Here is a 21,408-nt window from a genome sequence, read left to right as displayed (position 1 = left end):
GGCTCGCTATGGCCGAGAGGTGGTGGACCGGGTGCGAGTGGAGCAGGCGAATGCACTGAAAAGCGATAAACCGGCGCGAAAAGTGGTCAAAAGTGCGCGTTGGTTGCTGCTACGTAATCGGGCGAAGCTGAGTGAAAAACAGGATGTGAAGTTGCAGGAGCTGTTGGCGGCGAATCAACCGCTGGCGATGGTGTACGTGCTGAAAGAGGCGTTGAAGGGCATCTGGTATGCGCCGAGCGTGTGGGAAGGATGGCGACGATGGCGGAGCTGGATGCGGCAGGTGAAGGAAAGCGGGCTAGCGCCGCTGCAACGATTTGGTCGAAATTTATCGAAATATATGCGGGGGATCCTGGCGAGTGCAAACTACCCGATGCACACGAGTGTGCTGGAAGGGGTGAACAACAAGATCAAAGTGATAAAGCGTATGGCATATGGATTTAGGGACTCAGAATACTTTTTTCTGAAAATCAAGGCGGCCTTCCCCGGAAAGCCGCGATGAACCTTTTTTTGAGGGGCGTTCTGGTCAGTGGTGGTAGTCGGCGGGATCGATGTCGAGCAGTTTGAGTCGCCGCCAGAGGGTGGTGCGGCTGATCCCGAGCTGGCGCGCCATCTGGCTGACCTGGCCCTTGCTGGCACGGGCGGCCCGCAGGATCGCCTGATGCTCCAGCTCCGCCAGGGTGAGCAGCGGCTGTCCCACCACCTCGTCCGCCAGCAGGCAATGGCCCTGGCGGATGGCGGCCGGGAGCGCCCGGGGCGGGATCTGTGCCGCACTGCAATGCAGCAGGGCGTACTCAATGGCGCTGCGCAGCTCCCCCAGGTTGCCGGGCCAGGGGTAGGCCAGCAGGCAGTCGAGGGCGTCAGGGGTGAACTGGCGCCCCGGCTCGCCCCCCTGCACCGCCAGGTGCTGGCGGATGAGGCCGGGCAGATCGGCGCGGCGCTCCCGCAGGCTCGGCAGCCAGAGTTCGCACCCTTGCAGCGCATAGAGCAGCTGGCGGCCGAATCCCCCCTCCTGCACCCGCTGCTCCAGCGGGGCGCTGCTGGTCGCGATGATCCTCACCCTGAGGGGGAGGATGCGGGCGGAGTCGAAGCGCTGGATGCGCCCCGTCTTGAGCAGTTGCAGCAGGGCGGCCTGCATGGGGGCGGGCAGGCACTCCACCTGCTCCAGTACCAGGGTGCCACCGTGAGCCAGCTCGAACTTGCCTGCCCGCTCCTGCCCCGCCTCGTCGGACCCCATGAGTTCCAGCGCCATCCGCTCCCTCGGCCATACCTGGCAGTTGAAGATGACCAGGGGGCCGGCGGATCGCTCGCTGCCAAAGTGGATGGCCTCCGCCAGTTGGGCCTTGCCCACCTCCTCTTCCCCTCGCAGCAGGACGGGGCCCTGTCCCCTGGCCGCCTGGCGGGCGTGGCGCAGCAGTTTGCGCATGGCGCTCGACTCCCCCACCAGGGCGGAGAGCTCGGGCACCGTCTGGCGCAGTTGATGAATGGCGCGCAATCGATCGGTGGGATGGAGCAGGACGATGAAGCTGACCCCGTCCGGTCCCGGGAGGGGCTTGAGGCTCACCAGGGCGTCGATGAAGGCCTCGCCACGGGTCTCCCGCCGCTCCAGCGTCACCTCCACATGGCTCAGGGGGGTCATCTCCGCGATGGCCAGACGCAGGCGCTGGGGCAACAGCAGATGGTGATCGAGGGGCTGGCCCAGGCAGACAGCCGGGTCGAGTTGCAGCCGACTGGCCGCCAGGGCGTTGAGGTAGCGCAGCCGCCCCTGGGGATCCCAGGCCAGCACGCCGTCTTCCATGCCATCCAGCAGGGCATAGAGCTCGCTCAAATGGTGCTGGGACTCCTGCATCAGGCGCTCCATCTGCAGCAGATTGGCCAGCTCGCGGCCGGCGCTGACGGTGAGCGCGAGATCCCCCGGCGCGGCCTCTTCCACCCGGCAGATCAGGGCCACGATCGCCACCTGGCGACCGGTGCTGTTGTAGACAGGGCTGGCACAGCAGTGCCAGGGGTGGAGACGCTGGTTGAAGTGCTGGGGGCCGCTGACGCAGAGCGGCACCCCCTCCAGGGCCGCCAGGTTGACGGCATTGGTGCCGATGCGTCCCTCGCTGAAAAATGCGCCTGGGCCAAAACCGAGTGCCGCCAGCGCCTGCAGGGTATCGGGGTGGCCGGTCCGGGCCAGTAGGCAACCGCTCTCGTCGGTGAGCAGCAGGGCGCAGGGGCGCCCCTCCATGAACTCGTAGAGATCCTCCAGCGCCATCTCGCCGGTGGTGAGCAGGTCCCGTTTGCGCTGGCGCAGGCTCTCCAGGGTCTGCCCTCTGGCACAGTGGGGAGGATGCCAGAGGGACGCGCTGGTCTGGTGGGCACAGCGCAGCCAGGAGGCCTGCAGGTGCTCGGGCCAGGACGAGAGGGGCTGGGGAACGGATGGCATGGTCACGGCGATATCCGGCAAAAGGGAAGGGGCCATTTAATCACCCTTGCCGCCCCGATTCAGTGACCGCTCTCAGAGTGTCGCGTCCTGGTCCCGGGTGGCAGCCTCTGCAGCAAACTGCTGCTGGAGCCATTGGCTCACCGCCCGGCACTGGGGACTGCCTTCGCTCTCCTGATGTATCAGCATGTTCCAGTTCGGCCCGGCCACCCGGTGGGACGAGAGGGGCCGCAGCCACCCCTGTCGGCGTGCGTCGCGAGAGAGCAGCTCGCTCGCCAGCGCCACCCCGAGCCCGGCGCTGGCCGCATCCTGCAACAAGCCGGGATCGGAGAAGTTGAGCCCCTGGGTCTGCAGGTGCAGATCGTCGCCGCCCTTGAGGGTCCAGTGGTGCCAGTCCATCTCCCGCTCCCCGTGCAGGGTGGTGCGCTCCTGCGCGGGCTGTGCCAGCACGGCCGGGCTCGCCACCGGCAGCAGCCGATCCGCCAGCAGCGGCTGATGGCGGCATTCCGCCTGGGGAGCCAGCCCCCAGCGCAGCGAAATGTCGATGGTCTGCTCGGCCATGTTCGGCGTGTCGTCGCTGGTGAACAGCCAGAGATCGATGCCCGGATGCTGACGGTGAAGGTCGGCCAGCCGGGGCAGCAGCCAGAGGCGGGCGATGGCGGTACTGGTGTTGAGCACCAGCTGGTTCGGCTTGCGGTACTGCTCGAGGCGCTGTATTCCCACCGCCAGTTGCAGCAGCACCTGCTGGGTCGTCTCCAGCAGATCCTGGCCCGCGTCGGTCAGGGCGACGGAACGTCCCTGGCGGTGAAACAGGGGCTGGCCAAGCAGCTCCTCCAGCGAGCGGATCTGCTGACTGATGGCAGACTGGGTGAGGTGCAGCTCCTGCGCCGCCTGATGAAAACTGCCGAGTCGGGCCGCCGCCTCAAAGCCTCGCAGCACGTTGAGAGGGGGCCAGTGTTTGAACATCATTGATTAGTTCCGCTTATCACTTTTATCGAAAATCGATCGTTTGTTACCCATCAACGGGGAGAATAGTCTATTCCCATCGTCAATAACCTTAATAGTACCTAATCAGAGAGGCTGAGATGCGCGAGCAGGGAATGAGGGCTGTGGGCTGGTTCATGCCAGCGGAGTGGTGCCGGCACGCGGCGACCTGGATGGTCTGGCCGCACAACAAGGCGCTGTGGGAAAACGGCTGGGGCGTGACCCTGCCTCAGGTTCAGCAGGACTTCGCGCGGGTGGTCAATGCCATCGCCCGCTTCGAACCGGTGAACCTGGTGGTGGATCCTGCCGCACAGGCCGAGGCTCGCGCCCTGTGCGGCGACGGGGTGCGCTTCATTCCCCTGCCAGTGGATGACAGCTGGTGCCGTGACTCCGGCCCCACCTTCATCTGCCATCCCGAGCTTGGCACCGCCGGGATCAGCTGGCGTTTCAACGCCTGGGGCGGCAAGTCGGCCCACGGTCTGGACGAGGGGCTGGCGCGGCGCGTTCTCAACAGCCTGGAGCTGGAGTGCATCGGCAGCTTCCTCGCCAACGAAGGGGGCGCCATCCATGTGGATGGGGAGGGCACCCTGATCACCACGGAGTCGGTGCTGCTCAACAGCAACCGCAATCCCGGCATGACCAAAGTGGAGATCGAACGGATCTTCAGCCGCCTGCTCGGCATCGAGAAGACTATCTGGCTGCCGGGGGATCCGGACCACGTCACCGGCGACATGACGGACGGTCATGTGGACGGGGTCTGCGCCTTCAGCCGCCCCGGCCACCTGCTGGTGGACGCCACCCTGGACGGGCACTCCACCTATGGCCGCGTGGTGCGGGAGAACCGCCGAGCCCTGGCCCTGGCCACCGATGCGAGAGGTCGCTCCTTCGAGTGCCTCGAGCTGTTCGAGGCGAGCGAGGCGGTGGACGCCGAGGCGGAGGTGTTCTGCGCCTCCTACACCAACTTCTACATCGCCAACGGCGCCATCATCATGCCCGCCTACGGCGTAGGCGCGGACGAGGCGGCGGGGGAGGTGCTGAGGCGCGCCTTCCCGAACAGGCAGCTGGTGTCGGTGCGCATCAACCAGTTGGCCCACGGCGGGGGCGGCATTCACTGCATCACCCAGCAGCAGCCGGCCTGGCCGGTGCAGGGGTAAGCGTTTGGAGCGGCCTCGTCAGGCGTCTGCGAGGCCTCATGACGGGATCAGGGAGGAGAGATTCATGAACAAGGTCGTCGCAACCATGCAGTTTGCCTGTCAGGGGGAACGCGTGTCAGGGAGGGTATCCGGATGAGCAAGATCGTCGTCGCCACCACACAATTCGCTTGCAGCTGGGAGCTGGAGCGCAATCTGGACACAGCGGAGAGCCTGGTACGGGACGCCGCCGCCAGGGGGGCCAACCTGGTGCTGTTGCAGGAGCTCTTCGCCACCCCCTATTTCTGCATCGAGCAATACCACGGCCATCTGGCGCTGGCGGAGTCGTTCGAGCAGAGCCGGGTGCTGCGCCGCTTCTCGGCCCTGGCGCGGGAGCTGGGGGGGGTGCTGCCCATCAGCTGGTTCGAACGCGCGGGCAACGCCTGCTTCAACTCCCTGGCGATGGCGGATGCGGATGGTCGCCTGCTCGGGGTCTATCGCAAGACCCATATCCCGAACGCCATCGGCTATCAGGAGAAGGAGTATTTCAGCCCGGGGGATACGGGGTTTCGGGTCTGGGACACGGCCGCTGGCCGCATCGGGGTCGGCATCTGCTGGGATCAGTGGTTCCCGGAGGCGGCCCGCGCCATGGCGCTGCAGGGGGCCGAGCTGCTTCTCTATCCCACCGCCATCGGCTCGGAGCCGGGGGCAGAGGGGCTCGATTCCCGGGATCACTGGCAGCTGACCCAGCGCGGCCACGCCGCCGCCAACATCATGCCGGTGATCGCCGCCAACCGGGTGGGCCACGAGGTGGCGACCCGGGATCCCGAGTTGCAGATGCGCTTCTATGGCTCCTCCTTCATCACGGATCACAAGGGGGCCCTGCTGGCCGAGGCGGACAGGGATACCCCGGGCGTGCTGGTGCGGGAGCTGGATCTCGCCGCCATGGCCGAGGAGCGGCTGACCTGGGGCATCTATCGAGATCGCCGCCCCGAGATGTATGGCGCCTTGCTGAGCCTGGACGGACGCAGCCATCGGGGAGGGCGTCCATCATGAGCGCCTTGACCAAGATAGCCACGGCACTGGCCCTGCTGCTGGGTCTGGGGGCCCAGGCCGCAGAAGGGGCGGGGGAGGCGACAGAGGAGAAGGTGCTGCGCCTCTACAACTGGTCCGATTATTTCGCCCCCGATACCCTGAGCGAATTCACCCGGGAGACCGGGATCCGGGTCATCTACGACGTGATGGACAGCAGCGAGACCCTGGAGGCCAAGCTGATGGCGGGTCGCAGCGGGTATGACCTCATCTTCCCGGGGGACACGGTGGCGGAGCGGCTGATGCGGGCGGGCAGCCTGCAGTCGCTCGACAAGGGCAAGCTGCAACACCTGGGGGACATAGACCCCGGCCTGGCGCGGTTGCAGCAGGCCTACCCCCATGCGAAGGAGGCGGTGGTGCCCTACACCTGGGGCACCATAGGGCTCACTTACAATGCGGACGCTATCAAGCAGCGGATGCCGGATGCCCCGGTCAGCAGCCTGGACATGCTGTTCAAGCCCGAGCTGGCGGCGAAATTTGCAGATTGCGGCATCTCGGTCATCGACTCCCCGGACGAGGTGCTGGCGGTGGTGCTGCACTATCTTGGGCGGGATCCCCGTAGCGGCAAGGCGGACGATCTGGAGGCGGCCCTGGCCCTGCTCAAGGGGATCAAGCCCTATATCCGCAAGTTCCAGTCCCAGCCGGTAACCCAGCTGGTGAACGGGGATCTCTGCCTCTCCCTGGGCTACAGCGGCGACATGACCCAGGCCAGGCGCGCCGCCGCCGAGGCGGGCAAGCGGGTCGACTTCGAATACCGATTGCCGAAGGAGGGGAGCACCATCTGGATGGACACCATGGCGATCCCGGCGGATGCCCCCCATCCTGACTATGCCTATGCCTTTATCAACTTCGTGATGCGCCCGGCCAACATGGCAGCCATCACCAACAGCACCGGTTATCCGACTGCCAGTGCCAAGGCCAGACCCATGGTGGATGCCACCATGACGGCCAACCCGGATATCTACCTGGACGAGGCCAGCTACCAGCGGCTCATTCCGGGTCAGGATATAGCACAATCCCAGATGCGTGCCCGCATGCGAGCCTGGACTCGCTTCAAGAGCAGCCTCTGAACCCAGGAGTAGAACGATGTTTTCCCGACGCCACGTATTGAAACAGCTGGTTGCCCTTGGCGCCATTGCCGGGTTTGGCAGCCTGCCCGGTGCCCGCGCGGCCTTCGCCGCCGGCGAACCCGGCGCCGCCGCTCGCTACCACATGCCGGAGGAGTCCTCCCCCCAGGCCCTGGTGTGGGTGGCCTTCGGGGCCACCAGCGAGATCTGGGGTCGCCACTACAAGGAGGTGCAGGCCACCATAGGGCGGCTGGTGCAGGCCATGGTGCCCTACACCCGGGTCAACGTGCTCTGCCACGAGGATGACGAGGCGCTGGCGCGCCAGTTGTGCGGCGAGCGCAACACCCACTTCGTCCACGCCGAGATGGATGACATCTGGCTGCGGGATACCGGCGGCGTCTTCGTGCAGGACGAGCAGGGAGGGCTCGGGCTGGTGGACTTCAACTTCAACGGCTGGGGTGACAAGCAGGAGCACAGCCATGACGCCAGGGTCGCCGCCCTGGTGGGCCGGCAGACCGATGCCTATTACCTGCAGAGCGAGCTCATCGGTGAGGGGGGCGGCATCGAGGTGGATGGCAACGGCACCGCCATCATGACCGAGAGCTGCTGGATCAACAGCAACCGCAACCCCGGCCTCACCAAGGCGCAGGTGGAGGCGGAGCTCAAGGCCAACCTGGGGCTGCGCAAGATCATCTGGCTGCCGGGGATCAAGGGCCGTGACATCACGGATGCCCACGTGGACTTCTACGCCCGCTTCGTGCGCCCCGGGGTGGTGGTGATCAACATGGACAACGATCCCGACTCCTACGACTACAAGGTGACCCGCCAGCACCTCGCCATCCTGCAGCAGGCGACGGACGCCGACGGCAACAAGCTGGAGCTGCATCCGCTGCCGCCGCCCCTGGGCGGGCGGGACAACAAGTTCAGCCGCAGCCCGGACTTTGCCGCCGGCTACATCAACTACCTGCCCATCAACGGCGCCGTCATCGCCCCCCAGTTCGGCGATGCCAAGGCCGACCGTTATTGCCGGGATCTGCTGGCCCGCCTCTATCCGGGCCGCAAGATAGTGCAGATAGACATAGACCCTGTGGCCGCCGGGGGCGGCGGCATCCACTGCATCACCCTCCATCAACCTGCCTGATCTTACGCGCAGGCCGCCTCTGGCGGTGTGACGCAGAACAAGGGGCGCCTCGGCGCCCCTTGTTCTTGCTGGCGTTCCATGGTGCCTCGCTCAGATCCCCGTCATGCCGATCTCGTCGAGCTGGACGTGAGGGGGTTGGCGCAGGGTATAGAGCACGGCCTCGGCCAGATCCTCCACCTGCAGCCAGCCGGGCTTGCGATCAGCGGCGCAAGCCGGGGGCGGCACCTGCACCAGCCCGGGACAGAGGGTGTGGACCCGGACGCCCTGGTGCTGCACCTCTTCCCGCAGTGCCCGGGCAAACCCCAGCACCGCAAACTTGGCGGCGCAGTAGACGCTGGCCCTGGCATAGCCGTGCCTGGCGGCCTGGGAGGCGATGTTGATGACGGTGCCGTGGCGGTTTGCCAGCATGTCCGGCAGGCAGGCCCGGGTCAGCAGGAAGGTGCCCTTGGCACAGGTATCCATCACCCTGTCCCACTCCGATTCCGGCAGGTCCTGCACCAGGTGGTCGCTGCCGACCCCGCTGTTGTTGATCAGCAGATCGATGGGGCCGAGCCGCTCCCGGATCCGGGCATGGCCGTCCCGCACCTGATCGCCGTCGCACACATCCAGCGCCAGTGCCATGACTCGCACCCCGTATCGCGCCTCCAGTCTGGCCGCTTCCTGCTCCAGCAGCCCCCGGCGGCGGGAAGCCAGGATCAGCTCCACCCCCTGGCTGGCCAGGGCCTCGGCGATGGCCAGTCCGATGCCGCTGGCGCCGCCGCTGATGAGGGCCCGTGTTGCTCTCAGTTCGTTCATCTTGTCTTCTCCTCCAATGGTGCAGGCATTGTGGCGGGCGCCTTCGGCAGGGAACAGGGGAGGGGAAGGAGTGATTCGAACCCTGGTTCGTGTTTTGGCGTTCCGGTTCGAACTTTGGTTCTAAACGCCGCGACCAGCTTTAAGTTCGATTAGCCATAAGGGGTAATCGGACGTTCGCGTAAATCAATTCTCCCGCTATAACAGCCATCCATATTTCCCTGCAGACAGATGCCGCTGATTCATGGACACACCGGACAGCGGCATCTCGATCGTCCGATTACGCTTCGCTAATCGAACCAACATGGGACGGTAATAAACAAAAGAGCCGCCCTGGGGCGGCTCTTTGCATCGGGGATGAATGAATCGTCACGGCGCCTTGGGCGGCTCCACCAGAGCGGTTGCCGGTTGGTCATCTTCCTTGATCCAGGCATCCAGCAGGGTGTAGCCCACCGCCAACACCACGGGGCCGATGAAGAGACCGATGATCCCCAGCGCCAGCAGGCCGCCGATGACCCCCACCAGAATGAGGATCAGCGGCAGGTCGGCCCCGCGCTTGATGAGGAAGGGGCGCAGGAAGTTGTCCATGGTGCCCGCCAGCAGGGACCAGACCAGCAGGAAGGTGCCCCAGGTGGTGTCCCCGCTCCAGTAGAGGTAGCCGACGCTGGCCAGCAGCACCGGGAAGGGGCCTATCTGGGCGACGATCAGCAGGAACATCAGCACCACCAGCACCATGACATAGGGAATGCCGGCGATGAGCAGGCCCAGGCCCGCCACCGAGGACTGCACCAGGGCGGTCACCACCACCCCCATGGCGACGGCACGGATGGCCTGGGAGGCGAGCACCACCGCATTGTCACCGCGCTGGCCCGCCAGACGGTGGGCGAAGCGGCGAATGCCTTCTGCCGCCTTCTCTCCCGAGTGGTAGAGCAGGCCGCAGATGGCCACGGTCAGCAGGAAGTGGACGAACAGCAGGCCGAGGTTGCCCGCCTGGGCCGCCAGCCAGCGGGCGGTCTGGCCGAAGTAGGGAGCCAGCTTGGTGAACAGCACCTGGCCGCCGCTCGCGAGGATCTGCTGCCAGAAGTCGTAGAGCTTGTCGCCCACCAGGGGTACTTGCTGCAACCAGAGCAGCTCGGGGGGCGGGGATTGGCTGAGCTCGGTGCCCAGCTCGATGAGCATGGGGGCCTTCTCCGCCACGTTGGCCAGCGTCATGAAGAGGGGAATGACGAAGATGAGCAGCAAGATGCTGGTCATCAGCAACGCCGCCAGGGTGCGTTTGCCCCACAGCAGGCGCTGGGCCATCTGCATCAGGGGCCAGGTGGCGATGGTGATCATGGTCGACCACACCAGGGCGGGCAGGAAGGGGCGCAAGACCATGAAGCACGAGATGATGAGCAGGCTGAGGAACAGCAAACCCAGGGTGATCTTGGCCAAATCCACTTTTTTCATATTCATGGCATTCCCTTAACGAGGGGTTGAGCGCCCGGTTCGGGCACCGTGACGGATAGCGGACAACGACCACCAGAGCCCGGCGCTGAGCCAGAACCCCAGGCAGCCAAAGAGCCACCCTTGTCCCGCGAGGATCAGCAGAGAGCTGCTGGTGAGCGCGGGCACCAGGAACAGGAGCCCTGCCACGACCAGTCCCCCTGCCAGGGTCAGCAGCGCGGCGGGCAGGGCGGGGGTGGGGCTCCGTTCGAGTGATAGCAGATTACCCGATACCAGCCCCAGGGTGAACATGGCAAGCCCGGCCAGGGCGGTGGACTGGGTGAGCCAGGCCGAGAGGGCGCTGGCGATGAGCAGCCCGGCCCAGGGGAACGGGCGTGCCGCCAGCTTCGCCAGCGGGGCGCGCAGTGCCAGCAGCAGGGTCCCCAGAGCAAGGCCGGCCACCACATCCGAGAGGAAGTGGACCCCCAGCCAGACCCGGGCCAGCCCGGCCACGCCGGCCAGCAACAGGGCCAGCAGGGCCCCCTGCCAGGCCCGCAGCGCCGGCAGCCAGCCAAGCAGCAGGCCCCAGTAGAGCAGGGTCGAGGCGGCGTGGCCGCTCGGCATGCCGAAGCCCTGGGCACTCTGGCGGGCCAGCTCGGGTTGCAGGTGGAAGGGCCTGGGCCAGCCGATGCCCGCCTTGAGCAGGTTCACCACCAGGGTGAGCAGCACCATGGCAAACAGCAGGTGGCGCAGCCTGGACCAGCCGAGCAGGGGCAGCAGCAAGGGCAGCAGCGCCAGCTGGAAGGGGGCCGAGCCCAGCAGATTGCCCGCCCTTGGCCAGAGCGCATCCGCCCCGAGCCATTGTTGCAGGCGCTGGATCAGCGGCAACTCGGCGCGGTGCAGCGCACTGGCCGCGTCGCTGAAATCCGTCACCCACAGCACCTGGCTCTCTGGCACCTCGGCCAGCCCCGGGGCTATCCAGTCGAGCTGCGCCGGGAAGCGACGCTGGTCAGGGGGCAGGTCGGCGGCCGCGATCAGCCTGGCGTTCAGGATCTCGCCACCGAGATCCGGGGCCTGGAGCAGGGAGACAAACCCCGTCCCCCGCTGGACCCGCAGGGGCTCCAGGGTCTGGCAGGCGAACACCCTGGCCCGTTGCCAGCGCCCCAGCTCGCCGGTGACGCGACCCTGCAGGCCGGTCTCCTCGAACAGCTCGCGCAGGGCCGCCTGCTCCGGGGTCTCCCCCCTGTCGATGTAACCGCCGCTCAGGCTGTAGCGCGAGGAGAGCCTGTCCTGCACCAGCAGGATCCCTTGCTGGTGGCGGATCACGCAGGCGGCCGCAGAGGGAGGGGATTCGGCGCGGGAGGCGGGCAGGGCACCGCCCAGCAACAGCAGCAGGCAGAAGACGACTCGAAACATGATGACACCCAGGGGCAAGGAGTGGGGACAAGGGTCACAGAAATCAGACGGCCGGGCAATGGCTTGCAGGGGGCACCGACCCTGTCGGGGACGCAAGGATTGCCGTCTGCGCGGGCAGTCCCTAGTATTGGCGGCTATTGTTCTTCTCATTCACTACATTGTGGGGCTCTTCATGCGACAGTTCGGTTTCTTTCTGGGGATTGCCATCGGCGTCATCCTGATACTGTTTGGCAGCATCGTCATCTTCCAGGCCCTGCCTGCGGCGCTGGACGTGCTGGAGATGCCGAGCCGGATCCCCTTCGTGCGCGAGGTGTACACCTGGCTGATGAGCAGCGCCAACGGGCTCACCGCCCAGCTGGAGCAGAACTTCCTGGAGGCCTTCCAGACGGTGCTCAAGCTGATCCTGCTCATCACCTTCATGTGGGTCTGCGTCAAGCTGGTCAACATGGGGGTGCTGATCATCCGGGCCGGCGTCGACCTTATCCGCACCGCCATCGAGCACAGCGAAGAGAAGGGTGCCAAGCCCACCGAGCAGGACCGCCATTTCTGATCTTCCCCTGCCACAGGTCAGATAAACAACAGGCCATCATGTGATGGCCTGTTTTCATGGTGGCATGACGCTTAAATAAGTCAGTTAAGCAGTTTTTCCAGCTCCGCTTCGGCATCCGCCCTGGCCTGATCGCTCAGGGTGCCGGAGGTCGCTTCCCGCTTCTCGCCCTGTTGCTGCACCGCCTTGGCCGCTTGCTGCTGTGCACTGGTCGCGGCACTGATGGTTTCGGCGCTGCTGGCGGCCTGCTTGGCGCTGTCGCTCACCGCCTTGGCGGCTTGTTGCTGCGCTGTGGTTGCGGCACGGATGGTTGCGGCGCTGCTGGCGGCCTGCTTGGTGGTGTCGCTCACCGCCTTGGTGGCTTGTTGCTGCGCTGTGGTTGCGGCACTGCTGGCAGCTTGCTTGGCGCTGTCGCTCACCGCCTTGGTCGCTTGCTGCTGCGCCGTGGTTGCGGCACTGATGGTCGCTGCGCTGCTGACGGCCTGCTTGGCGTTGTCGCTCACCGCCTTGGTCGCGTGCTGCTGCGTTGTGGTTGCGGCACTGATGGTCGCTGCGCTGCTGGCGGCCTGCTTGGCGCTGTCGCTCACTGCCTTGGTCGCTTGCTGCTGCGCCGTGGTTGCGGCACTGCTGGCAGCTTGCTTGGCGCTGTCGCTCACCGCCTTGGCGGCTTGCTGCTGCGCCGTGGTGGCGGCACTGATGGTCGCTGCGCTGCTGGCGGCCTGTTTGGCGCTGTCGCTCACCGCCTTGGTGGCTTGCTGCTGCGCCGTGGTGGCGGCACTGATGGTCGCGGCACTGCTGGCAGCCTGCTTGGCACTGTCGCTCACTGCCTTGGCGGCTTGTTGCTGCGCCGTGGTGGCGGCACTGCCGATCACCTGTTTGGTGGAGTCGGACAGGGCCTTGCTGGCGCTCTGTTGCAGGCCCCCCATCATGGTGCCCAGCAGAGAACTGCCAGCGCCCGTGAGCCCCTGACCGGCACCGGTCAGGGCCGTGGCGGCCGGGGTGGCCTGGGACTGCCAGCCCTGCATGGCGCTGGGCCAGGTCGGGGTGGCGGCCGTCAGGTTTTCCCCGAAGACCTGGGTCGCCCCGTCACCTTTTTGCACCATGACGGCGAGCTGGTTGGTGTCGGCGTTCCAGACCATGCCGGCCTGCTTGGCCACATCCGGCACCGGGGCGTAGCGGGAGACCACGTAAAAGAGCGGTCCCTCCTGTTGCAGCTCGTCGGCGGTCTTGAGCAGTTGCATGGTGCTCTCGTAGTTGGGCCCCAGCATGGCGGTCATTCTGTCCTTGATCAGCGGTTGCTCGAACAGGTTGGCCTCGTTCGGATCGAAACCGACCAGCGGCTTGAGCAGGGCCCACATCAGCTGGCTGGTGGGGCTCATCATCAGCAGGGGGGCGACACAGGCGGACAACATCAGGCTCAGGCAGGCAGCCTTGAGCAACGGCATGATACGCATTGACAACATATCCAGTTAATTATCTGATTATTAAGGGTTATTCATTACCGCATCCCGGCGATGCCGGTGGGGGCCCACGGCAGAGCCCTGACAGGCCTTTGCGGGCGCAGGCAGGCTATCATATTGCTTCCGGAATGCCAGATGAGCCGACATTTATTGGTCAAGTCGAGGGCTCTGCTGGTCGCTCTACACTTTCACTCCCCCGTGACAGGAATTCCCATGATCCGTTGTGCAGGTTGTCTGCTGGCCCTTGGCTGGCTCTTCCCCGCGTTGGCCGCCCCGGCGTCCAACACCCTCAGCCACTCGGTGGGCACCGAGCTGGTGCTGCCCCTTGGTTCGCTGCCCGAGCGGGTGTGCTGGTATCAGGATCAGAAATACTCCCAGGGGGCCCGTATCCAGCAGGGGGAGCTCTGGCTGGAGTGCGCGCCGCAACAGGCGATGGAGACCAATGGTCCCCTGATCTGGCGAGAGGTGACGACGCCGTCACAGAGTGGTGAACCGGAGGGCAACCAGCGGACGATCCGGGTGGGCCAGTGAGCCTTTTCTTGATCCAGCTACAGACACGGGCGTGATCTCTATCGCATAATGCGGCTCTTTCTTCTCTTGACTGGGATCTAAGCAATGGCTCGTCGCTCTTCCAATGCACAACGTCGTCGCAGTAGCTGGTGGTACAAACGCTTGTTGGCAAGGGAGCGGGAAGAGCGCGAAGCGCGTTCCGTCCGGGATTGATACTGCATTGAAAAACGGAGCCTCGGGCTCCGTTTTTATTGGTGACTAAACGTGCATTACCGCAGGCAGGTTTATTACCAGAGGTGGACAATGGTGCCGCTCTGCCAGTGCACAACGTCGTTGCCGTCGTGAGCTGGCGGTACAAACCCTTGTTGGCAAAGGAGCGGGAAGAGCGCGAGGGCGCTGCGTCCGGGATGGATACGGCATGGAAAAACGGAGCCCTGGGCTGCGTTTTTCATTCATCAAGACCGTCATGCGAGAACGGGGGCCATCAGGCCCCCGTTTTGCTTTTGCAGAGGTTGGCTGCCTGCGACTCAGCGTTGCAGGGCGGCCAGGGCCAGCTCGACCCGCTTGGCGTACTCGGGGTCGGCCTGCTCGAAGTGCCTGAGCTGGGCCGCGACGATGGCGTCATCCTCCACATTGATGAGGGAGCGGGCCAGGTTGGCGGCTAGGCGGGCACGCTGTCCCTCGTCCATCAGGCGGAAGAGGTCCCCCGGCTGGCTGTAGTAGTCGCTGTCATGGTCACGAAAATCGTAGTGCAGGGCAGCCCCTTCCAGGCTCAGGGCCGATTCGTGCTGCTCGCTCGGCTGCTGGGTGCCGAAGCGGTTCGGTTGGTAGTTGGGGCTGGCGCCACCGTTGCTGTCCGCCCGCATGGCGCCGTCGCGGTGGGCTCCGTGGTGGAACGGGCAGCGCGGGGCGTTGACCGGCAGCAGGCCGTGGTTGACGCCGAGGCGATAGCGCTGGGTGTCACCGTAGGAGAAGAGCCGCCCCTGCAACATGCGATCCGGCGAGAAGCCGATGCCGGGCACCACGTTGGCCGGGGTGAAGGCGGCCTGCTCCACGTGGGCGAAGTAGTTGTCCGGGTTCTGGTTGAGTTCCAGCAGGCCCACCGGGATGAGCGGGTAGTCCTTGTGGGGCCACACCTTGGTGAGGTCGAACGGGTGGATCGAGTAGGTCTGGGCCTCGGCCTCTGGCATCACCTGCACATAGACCTTCCAGCGCGGGAAGTCCCCCCGCTCGATGGCGTTGAACAGATCTGCCTGGCTGGTCTCTCTGTCCTGACCGACGGCGGTGGCCGCCTCTTCATCGGTGTAGAAGCGGTGGCCCTGCTCGGTCTTGAAGTGGAACTTGACCCAGAAGCGCTCGTTCGCGTCGTTGATGAAGCTGAAGGTGTGGCTGCCGTAGCCGTTCATCTCCCGCAGGCTCCTGGGAATGCCGCGATCGCTGAAGAGGATGGTGACCTGATGCAGGGATTCCGGGTGGCGTGACCAGAAGTCCCAGGCCGCGGTGGCGCTGCGCAGGTTGGTGCGGGGATCCCGCTTCTGGGTGTGGATGAAGTCGGGGAATTTCAGGGGATCGCGAATGAAGAACACCGGGGTGTTGTTGCCCACCAGATCCCAGTTGCCCTGCTCGGTGTAGAACTTGAGGGCGAAGCCGCGCACGTCCCGCTCGGCGTCGGCGGCGCCCTTCTCACCTGCCACGGTGGAGAAGCGCAGGAACACCGGGGTCTGCTTGCCGACGGCGTTGAACAGGTCGGCCTTGCTGAAGGCGCTGATGTCGTGGGTCACGGTGAAGGTGCCGTAGGCGCCCGAGCCCTTGGCGTGCACCACCCGCTCGGGAATGCGCTCGCGGTCGAAGTGGGCGAGTTTCTCCATCAACCAGATGTCTTGCATCAGGACGGGGCCGCGGGGGCCGGCGGTGAGGCTGTTGTTGTTGTCGACGACGGGGGCGCCGTTGGCGCTGCGCAGGGTCTTGTCGGTCATGGATGTCTCTCCTTGTTGATAGGGGGTCAGCCTACGGATCTGCACAGTGACGGGCCAATGGGCCTTTCCTAGCCCTTTGATAGGTAAGACGAATGGGTGCGGGGGGATGTGTAATGGCGCCGGATATTGCATGATGGGGGTTTCGAGAAGGAGCCTCATATGCAGATTACTATCCGTCATGCCGAACCCACCGATGCCCCCGCCTTGCGGGATCTCTACGCCCTGCCTAATGCTCAGGCGGGCACTCTGCACCTGCCCACGCCTCCCCTTAGCCAGTGGCAGAAGCGGTTGGAGAACAGTGATGTGGTCGCCTTGGTGGCGGAGGTAGATGGGGGGCTGGTGGGCCAGATAGCATTGCATGTGGAGCCCAATCCCAGACGCAAACATGTGGCAGGTATTGGCATGGGGGTGCGTGATGACTGGGCTGGCAAGGGGGTTGGCTCCGCACTGATGGCTGCGGCACTGGATCTGGCCGATAACTGGCTCAACCTGCATCGGATTGAACTGACGGTTTTCGTCGATAACGAAGCTGCGTTGGCGCTTTATCGCAAGTTCGGCTTTGTGGAAGAGGGGCGGGCCCGCGACTATGCCTTCCGGCAGGGGCGCTATGTGGATGTGTTCTATATGGCCAGGGTGCGCCGATGATCGACTATCGCGAGCGCCTGACGCCGGTGCTGCGGGCACTGGAGCAGGATCCGGATCTCTCCATCGAGGCGCTGGCGAGTCGCGCCTGCCTCTCCCTCTACCACTTCCACCGGGTATTCACCGCCGTGGTGGGGGAGGCCCCCGGCGAGATGTGCCGCCGCCTGCGGATGCAGCGGGCGGCCTGGCAGCTCTGCTACACCGATGCCAGCGTTACCGCCATCGCTCTGGGGGCGGGGCTTGGCAGCTCCCAGGCTTTCGCCAAGGCGTTTCGCCGTCACTATGGTTGCACCCCGGGGGCGTTTCGCCGCGACAAGGGCAAGAATGGACACCTGGATCGCAAGGAAGGACACGCATGGCAAGGGGCACTCCCTTATGCTGAAGGCCACTCATCAGCAAGGAGCAACACCATGAACACCGTCGAGATGGACGCCCGCACCCTGGCCTATGTCCGCGTGACCGGCCCCTATGGCGAAGGGTATGACGCCGTCTGCCATCGCCTTCACCAGTGGGCCGCGCCCCGTGGCCTGGAAGGGGGAGAGTGGATCTTCATCTACCACGACAACCCCGAGGTGACGCCGCCGGCCCAGTGCCGCACCGATATCGGTATCAGCGTGCCGGTGGGTACCCTGGGGGCGGGGGAGGTGGAGACCCAGCTCATCCCCGCCGGGCGCTACGCCCAGTCCCGCTATCTCATCACGGATCGCAGCCAGTACGGGGAGCGCTGGCAGGAGCACATCGGCGATATCGTCGCGGCCGGGCTCGCCTTTGGGGACGGCCCCTGCTTCGAGCTCTATCACAGCGTGAGCAATGACCCGCTGCGGGATGACGTGAGCTTCTGCTCCAGCGTGCGCTAGGCAGGCGGCAATAAAACGAGGCGCCCAAGGGCGCCTCGTTTTATTTGGGGTCAATGACCACCGCAGATATCAGGGCTGGCTGGGCACCTTGTTGCGGCGGGACTTCCACCACCAGCGCAGGCGGATCTGGGAGATGAGCATCCCCGCCAGCATCAGGGCACAGCCGACCACGGCCCGTTCGTCCAGATGTTCCCCCAGCAGCAGGACACCGCCAATGGCGGCGAACACCGTCTCCAGGCTGAGGATGATGGCGGCATGGGCCGGATGGGCACCGCGCTGCCCCACCACCTGCAGGGTATAGCCGATGCCGACCGAGACCAGACCGGCGTAGAGCAGCGCCTGCCAGCCCGCCACGGCACCACTCGCCGTCGGGGTCTCGATGACGAAGGCCGTGGCCAGGCTGAGCAGGCCGCACACCACGAACTGCACCCCGGCAAGACGAATGGGGGCGACCCGGTTCGAGTAGTGATCCAGCACCAGCAGGTGCACGGCCCAGAACAGGGCCCCGATCACTTGCAGCAGATCGCCGTAGCCGATGGTGAACTCCTCGGTGACGCTGAGGTAGTAGAGCCCGGCCATGGCGATGAGGGCGCCTACCCAGGTGTTGGCCCCGGTCTTGTGGCGCAGGGCCAGGCCGATGACGGGGACCAGAATGATGTAGAGGCCAGTGATGAAGCCCGCCTTGGCGGCCGTGGTGTAGAGCAGCCCCACCTGTTGCAGGGAGGCGGCGGAGAAGAGCACGGTGCCGGCGATGAGGCCCCCGGTCAGCAGCAGGCGGTGATCACCGGCAGGCTGGGGCGGCTGGCGTGACTTGAGCCACCACAAGAGCGGCAGCAGGGAGAGGGCGCCCAGCAGGAAGCGCAGGCCGTTGAAGGTGAAGGGCCCCATGTGATCCATCCCCAGGCGCTGGGCGACGAAGCCCAGCCCCCAGATGGCGGCGGCCATCAATAACATCATGTTTGAACGCATACGGAATCATCCCTGAGAAAGAGTCTCGGCGGCACTCGGGCCCCGCCATTACGATACCTGCGAGAAGGGGCGTTTGTCGTCAGCCATTTGTTGCCGGGCGAGGGCAGGATCAGCGGCTGGCCAGCTTGGCGAGCAGGGGCAGCAGGGCGAGCAGCAGCAGGTTGCCCCTCAGGATCCAGATCACCCAGAACTGCTGCTGGGTGGAGACAAGGGGAGCCCGTCCCTGGCGCAAGGATCGGCGCCAGTGGTGGAACAGCCGGCTGGGGTAGCCAAAGCTGATGGCCATGGCGAAGAACATCAGCAGCTTGGTGCGGTAACCCGGATTGGCAAACAGGATGGCCGGTGGCTGGGGATGGGCGACCACCAGCAGCACGCCCGTGATGAAGATGAGCAGCAGGGCCAGGGCGGCCAGGCTGTCAGCCAGCAGCAGCTTGCGCACCTGCTCGATGGACATGCCGCGCCGGAACAGGAAATACTCCGAGGTGATGGCACCGGTCAGGGTGATCACGGCGCAGTAATGGAGGGCAGTCAGCAGTTCCGGTTTCAACATCCAGGCCAGTTCCTTCTCGTTGGCCACCCGATGCGCTTCCCTTTGGACGCCATCAGGTGGGGCTGATATTCTGACACTACACGATGTCAGGGGATAGCATGGAGTCAGGGTTGGATAAGCGAGCAGTCTCCAAAAAGACCTGGTCCCTGGTGGCACGGATGCGCCTGGGCCTGCTTCTGCTCTTCATTCCCGTCCTGATGCTGGGCGCCATCTACTACCTGCACATGGAGCGCAGCCTGCAGCGAGAGCTGCAACAGCGCCTGCTCGCCACCAATCACCAGTTGCGCCACGTCTTCATCGAACCCTACCTGAACGAGATGGAGCGTCAGTTCTCCCTCATCTACGACCAGGTCAAGGTGGAGGACATCAGCGGCCCCCGTCTGCGCAACACCGACTCCTATCTCAGGGAGTGGCGTCTCTACAAGGGGGTGATGGCGGATCTCATCTACATCTATGTGGGCACCGCCGAGCGCCAGATGCTGATCTACCCCGAATGGCAGGCGGATGCGGACTTCGACCCCAGGGTGCGCCCCTGGTATCAGCTGGCCAGCCAGCATGTGGGCAAGATGGTCTGGACCGAACCCTACTACGACTACACCAACGGCACGCTGGTGATTGCCCTGGCGCGGGCCATCACCGACAAGGAGGGCAAGGTGCGGGGGGTCTTCGCGGTGGATGCCATCCTGGCCCCCTTCTCCGCCCAGCTGAACCGGCAGTGGAACAGCGGCTACCAGATGATCGTCAACCAGTCGGGCAAGGTGCTGGCCCACCCCGATCCCTCACAACTGCTCAAGCCCATGACGCACCCGACCTGGCTCTCCCGCTTCAGCGGGGAGGACGGCATCTTCCTGGATCAGGCGTCTCGCCAGTTCGTGGCCTACAGCCGCCTGCCGGACCACAACTGGGTGCTGATCAGCGTGTTGCCCGCCTCCAGCATCCAGGCGGTGGTGGCGAGCGCATCCCTCAACGTGCTCGGGATCATCGTGCTGGCCAGCGTGCTCTACATGGTGCTGGCACTGATCTGGTCCCGTTATTTCAGGCGGATGCTGGACGAGATCTCCACCGTGATCCGGGCCAGCCGGACCCAGCCTGACGAGGTGCACCAGGGAGGGATGCGCGAGCTCAGGCACGTCTATGCCGAGCTGGCGGAGGTGAGCAAGGATTATCACGAGGTGCGCCAGCAGGCGAACCTCGACAAGCTGACCGGCCTTTACAACCGGCGCTTCTTCGACGAGCGGTTGAATCGGCTGCTGCTCGATCAGGACAGCTTCTGCCTGGCCATGATCGATCTGGACGGTTTCAAGCGGATCAATGACACCTATGGTCACCAGACCGGGGACGTGGTGCTCAAGCGGGTGGCCAGCTTTGGCGCCAAGCTGCTGGGGGATCATGGCTGGGTATGCCGCTATGGCGGGGAAGAGCTGGTGGTGCTGTTTGCCAATCCCGATATCCACTTCTGCCAGATGCTGCTGGAGCAGTACAGGATTGGGGTGGCCTCCCTGCACTGGCGTGAACCCGGTCTTGGGATCACCTTCAGCGGCGGCCTGGTGGCGAGTGCCCCCGGGCTTGGGGCCAGGAGCCTGCTGACCATGGTCGATGCCGAGGTCTATCGCGCCAAGGGTGACGGCAAGAATCGCATCTACATGGTGGATCCCCTGGCTCCCCGGGACGACTCGCCCTCAGGGGATGGCATGTTGAGCAAAGAAGAGGCCTGAGGGCCTCTTCTTCATTGCGCGGATCAAGGGTGCAACTGCCAGGTCCAGAGGGGCCAGCCCAGCTCCTCGGCGCACTGGCGCAGGGCGGGGGCCGGATTGACCGCATGGGGATGGCTCACCGCCCGCAGCATGGGCAGATCGTTGTGGGAGTCGCTGTAGCCGAAGCTCCCCTGCCAGAGGTGTTCCTTTCCGGCAAAGAGCTGGTTGATGCGGGCCACCTTGCCTTCGCGAAAGCTCAGGGTGCCGCGGGTCTGGCCGGTCAGCATGCCGGCTTCCTCGTCGAGCAGGATGGCCACGCAGTGATCCATCCCCAGCATCTGCGCCATGGGGGCCACCAGATGCTCGCCGGAGGCGGAGATGAGCACCAGCTCGTCGCCACGCTGGCGGTGCCACTCGATGCGGGCCAGCCCCTCGGGGTAGAGGCGCTCCCGCAGCACCTGTTCGGCAAAGCGTGTGCAGAGGGAGTCGAGCCACTGGCGCGTCCTGCCTGCCAGCGGTTGCAGGGTGAAGGCCATGTACTGGTGCATGTCCATCTTGCCCTGATGGTAGAGGGACATCATGGCCTGCTCCTCGGCCACCATGCCCGCCGGGGCCAGCTCCTGGGCCACCATGTACTCCAGCCAGAGGCTGGCGGAATCCCCCGCTATCAGGGTCTCGTCCAGATCAAACAGTGCCAGGGCCATGGCTGCTCCTCGGGTTGGCTGCCAGCATCG

Annotated in this window: 19 protein-coding genes and 1 pseudogene; 10 read left to right on the top strand and 10 right to left on the bottom strand. The window is 65.3% G+C overall.

The features are described from left to right. Positions 1–499: pseudogene (locus tag HKD46_RS16190) on the top strand (ISL3-like element ISAeme19 family transposase); the annotation flags it as partial. Positions 500–523: 24 nt separating this feature from the next. Here HKD46_RS16190 and dhaR read toward each other — a convergent pair. After that, the gene (gene dhaR / locus HKD46_RS16185) at positions 524–2,425 is read right to left on the bottom strand and encodes a dihydroxyacetone kinase operon transcriptional regulator DhaR (RefSeq protein ID WP_171865672.1); all 1,902 of its coding nucleotides are present in this window, start codon (positions 2,423–2,425) and stop codon (positions 524–526) included. A gap of 72 nt (positions 2,426–2,497) precedes the next feature. Then, complete coding sequence (locus HKD46_RS16180; RefSeq protein ID WP_171865670.1) at positions 2,498–3,391, bottom strand: LysR family transcriptional regulator; 894 nt, start codon at positions 3,389–3,391, stop codon at positions 2,498–2,500. A 116-nt stretch (positions 3,392–3,507) separates the two neighbouring features. On the opposite strand from HKD46_RS16180, the gene HKD46_RS16175 reads away from it, so the two are divergent. From HKD46_RS16175 to HKD46_RS16160, 4 genes are all read left to right on the top strand, one after another. Continuing rightward, positions 3,508–4,560 carry an agmatine/peptidylarginine deiminase gene (locus HKD46_RS16175; RefSeq protein WP_128296531.1) on the top strand — a complete coding sequence of 351 codons (1,053 nt, stop codon included), beginning with the start codon at positions 3,508–3,510 and terminating at the stop codon, positions 4,558–4,560. 132 nt (positions 4,561–4,692) lie between these two features. Then, the gene (aguB, locus tag HKD46_RS16170) at positions 4,693–5,592 is read left to right on the top strand and encodes an N-carbamoylputrescine amidase (protein WP_171865669.1); all 900 of its coding nucleotides are present in this window, start codon (positions 4,693–4,695) and stop codon (positions 5,590–5,592) included. Continuing rightward, positions 5,589–6,698: an extracellular solute-binding protein gene (locus HKD46_RS16165; protein ID WP_171865668.1), complete on the top strand. Its 1,110-nt coding sequence runs from the start codon at positions 5,589–5,591 to the stop codon at positions 6,696–6,698. Before aguB ends, HKD46_RS16165 begins: the two co-directional genes overlap by 4 nt. A 16-nt stretch (positions 6,699–6,714) precedes the next feature. Continuing rightward, entirely contained in the window at positions 6,715–7,836 is a 1,122-nt protein-coding gene (locus HKD46_RS16160; RefSeq protein ID WP_171865667.1) for an agmatine/peptidylarginine deiminase, read from the top strand. A gap of 90 nt (positions 7,837–7,926) precedes the next feature. Here the strand turns inward: HKD46_RS16160 and HKD46_RS16155 are convergent, their stop codons facing one another. The 3 genes from HKD46_RS16155 to HKD46_RS16145 form a co-directional block, all read right to left on the bottom strand. Next, positions 7,927–8,631, bottom strand: coding sequence for an SDR family oxidoreductase (locus HKD46_RS16155; protein ID WP_171865666.1), 705 nt, complete (start codon positions 8,629–8,631; stop codon positions 7,927–7,929). A gap of 366 nt (positions 8,632–8,997) precedes the next feature. After that, positions 8,998–10,083 (bottom strand): AI-2E family transporter YdiK, encoded by a 1,086-nt coding sequence (gene ydiK / locus HKD46_RS16150; RefSeq protein WP_164882905.1) that lies wholly within the window; start codon positions 10,081–10,083, stop codon positions 8,998–9,000. Positions 10,084–10,092: 9 nt separating this feature from the next. After that, the gene (locus tag HKD46_RS16145; RefSeq protein WP_128296527.1) at positions 10,093–11,469 is read right to left on the bottom strand and encodes a phosphatase PAP2 family protein; all 1,377 of its coding nucleotides are present in this window, start codon (positions 11,467–11,469) and stop codon (positions 10,093–10,095) included. A 172-nt stretch (positions 11,470–11,641) separates the two neighbouring features. Between HKD46_RS16145 and HKD46_RS16140 the strand changes: the two genes are divergently transcribed. Further along, positions 11,642–12,019, top strand: a complete 378-nt coding sequence (locus HKD46_RS16140) for a hypothetical protein (RefSeq protein WP_010675931.1) — start codon at positions 11,642–11,644, stop codon at positions 12,017–12,019. Between the two features lie 80 nt (positions 12,020–12,099). Here HKD46_RS16140 and HKD46_RS16135 read toward each other — a convergent pair whose 3' ends face one another. Beyond that, positions 12,100–13,470 (bottom strand): hypothetical protein, encoded by a 1,371-nt coding sequence (locus tag HKD46_RS16135; protein WP_128296526.1) that lies wholly within the window; start codon positions 13,468–13,470, stop codon positions 12,100–12,102. A 219-nt stretch (positions 13,471–13,689) separates the two neighbouring features. Here HKD46_RS16135 and HKD46_RS16130 point away from each other — a divergent pair, with 219 nt between their 5' ends. Next, positions 13,690–14,007, top strand: coding sequence for a DUF1496 domain-containing protein (locus HKD46_RS16130; protein ID WP_039040821.1), 318 nt, complete (start codon positions 13,690–13,692; stop codon positions 14,005–14,007). Between the two features lie 506 nt (positions 14,008–14,513). On the opposite strand, the gene HKD46_RS16125 is transcribed toward HKD46_RS16130, so the two are convergent. Continuing rightward, positions 14,514–15,962, bottom strand: a complete 1,449-nt coding sequence (locus HKD46_RS16125; protein WP_171865665.1) for a catalase — start codon at positions 15,960–15,962, stop codon at positions 14,514–14,516. A gap of 159 nt (positions 15,963–16,121) precedes the next feature. Here HKD46_RS16125 and HKD46_RS16120 point away from each other — a divergent pair, with 159 nt between their 5' ends. Then, entirely contained in the window at positions 16,122–16,607 is a 486-nt protein-coding gene (locus HKD46_RS16120; protein WP_171865664.1) for a GNAT family N-acetyltransferase, read from the top strand. Next, positions 16,604–17,461: a GyrI-like domain-containing protein gene (locus tag HKD46_RS16115; RefSeq protein ID WP_171865663.1), complete on the top strand. Its 858-nt coding sequence runs from the start codon at positions 16,604–16,606 to the stop codon at positions 17,459–17,461. The genes HKD46_RS16120 and HKD46_RS16115 overlap by 4 nt, the downstream gene beginning before the upstream one ends. A 69-nt stretch (positions 17,462–17,530) precedes the next feature. Here HKD46_RS16115 and HKD46_RS16110 read toward each other — a convergent pair whose 3' ends face one another. Together HKD46_RS16110 and HKD46_RS16105 are read right to left on the bottom strand one after the other, a co-directional pair. Beyond that, positions 17,531–18,430: a DMT family transporter gene (locus HKD46_RS16110; protein ID WP_042864813.1), complete on the bottom strand. Its 900-nt coding sequence runs from the start codon at positions 18,428–18,430 to the stop codon at positions 17,531–17,533. Between the two features lie 109 nt (positions 18,431–18,539). After that, a complete protein-coding gene (locus tag HKD46_RS16105) occupies positions 18,540–18,980 on the bottom strand; it encodes a DUF2214 family protein (RefSeq protein ID WP_029314852.1) in 441 nt (146 codons plus the stop codon). 110 nt (positions 18,981–19,090) lie between these two features. Between HKD46_RS16105 and HKD46_RS16100 the strand changes: the two genes are divergently transcribed. Beyond that, positions 19,091–20,695 (top strand): sensor domain-containing diguanylate cyclase, encoded by a 1,605-nt coding sequence (locus HKD46_RS16100; protein ID WP_161646899.1) that lies wholly within the window; start codon positions 19,091–19,093, stop codon positions 20,693–20,695. A 23-nt stretch (positions 20,696–20,718) separates the two neighbouring features. Here the strand turns inward: HKD46_RS16100 and HKD46_RS16095 are convergent, their stop codons facing one another. Further along, entirely contained in the window at positions 20,719–21,378 is a 660-nt protein-coding gene (locus tag HKD46_RS16095; protein WP_041214057.1) for an HAD family phosphatase, read from the bottom strand. Positions 21,379–21,408 lie beyond the last annotated feature (30 nt).

This window comes from Aeromonas sp. TW 6 (genome assembly GCF_013168745.1).
Lineage (GTDB): Bacteria > Pseudomonadota > Gammaproteobacteria > Enterobacterales > Aeromonadaceae > Aeromonas > Aeromonas caviae.
The sequence above is the reverse complement of the archived record's forward strand: the minus strand, read 5'-3'. Positions and strand labels throughout refer to the sequence as shown.

Bases quoted from the DNA above. Each gene is read 5' to 3' on its own strand.
- aguB (WP_171865669.1), top strand. From the start codon at position 4,693: ATGAGCAAGATCGTCGTCGCCACCACACAATTCGCTTGCAGCTGGGAG.
- dhaR (WP_171865672.1), bottom strand. From the start codon at position 2,425: ATGCCATCCGTTCCCCAGCCCCTCTCGTCCTGGCCCGAGCACCTGCAG.
- HKD46_RS16175 (WP_128296531.1), top strand. From the start codon at position 3,508: ATGCGCGAGCAGGGAATGAGGGCTGTGGGCTGGTTCATGCCAGCGGAG.
- HKD46_RS16135 (WP_128296526.1), bottom strand. From the start codon at position 13,470: ATGCGTATCATGCCGTTGCTCAAGGCTGCCTGCCTGAGCCTGATGTTG.
- HKD46_RS16095 (WP_041214057.1), bottom strand. From the start codon at position 21,378: ATGGCCCTGGCACTGTTTGATCTGGACGAGACCCTGATAGCGGGGGAT.
- HKD46_RS16180 (WP_171865670.1), bottom strand. From the start codon at position 3,391: ATGATGTTCAAACACTGGCCCCCTCTCAACGTGCTGCGAGGCTTTGAG.
- HKD46_RS16160 (WP_171865667.1), top strand. From the start codon at position 6,715: ATGTTTTCCCGACGCCACGTATTGAAACAGCTGGTTGCCCTTGGCGCC.
- HKD46_RS16155 (WP_171865666.1), bottom strand. From the start codon at position 8,631: ATGAACGAACTGAGAGCAACACGGGCCCTCATCAGCGGCGGCGCCAGC.
- HKD46_RS16120 (WP_171865664.1), top strand. From the start codon at position 16,122: ATGCAGATTACTATCCGTCATGCCGAACCCACCGATGCCCCCGCCTTG.
- HKD46_RS16110 (WP_042864813.1), bottom strand. From the start codon at position 18,430: ATGCGTTCAAACATGATGTTATTGATGGCCGCCGCCATCTGGGGGCTG.
- HKD46_RS16165 (WP_171865668.1), top strand. From the start codon at position 5,589: ATGAGCGCCTTGACCAAGATAGCCACGGCACTGGCCCTGCTGCTGGGT.
- HKD46_RS16130 (WP_039040821.1), top strand. From the start codon at position 13,690: ATGATCCGTTGTGCAGGTTGTCTGCTGGCCCTTGGCTGGCTCTTCCCC.
- ydiK (WP_164882905.1), bottom strand. From the start codon at position 10,083: ATGAATATGAAAAAAGTGGATTTGGCCAAGATCACCCTGGGTTTGCTG.
- HKD46_RS16115 (WP_171865663.1), top strand. From the start codon at position 16,604: ATGATCGACTATCGCGAGCGCCTGACGCCGGTGCTGCGGGCACTGGAG.
- HKD46_RS16105 (WP_029314852.1), bottom strand. From the start codon at position 18,980: ATGTTGAAACCGGAACTGCTGACTGCCCTCCATTACTGCGCCGTGATC.
- HKD46_RS16125 (WP_171865665.1), bottom strand. From the start codon at position 15,962: ATGACCGACAAGACCCTGCGCAGCGCCAACGGCGCCCCCGTCGTCGAC.
- HKD46_RS16140 (WP_010675931.1), top strand. From the start codon at position 11,642: ATGCGACAGTTCGGTTTCTTTCTGGGGATTGCCATCGGCGTCATCCTG.
- HKD46_RS16145 (WP_128296527.1), bottom strand. From the start codon at position 11,469: ATGTTTCGAGTCGTCTTCTGCCTGCTGCTGTTGCTGGGCGGTGCCCTG.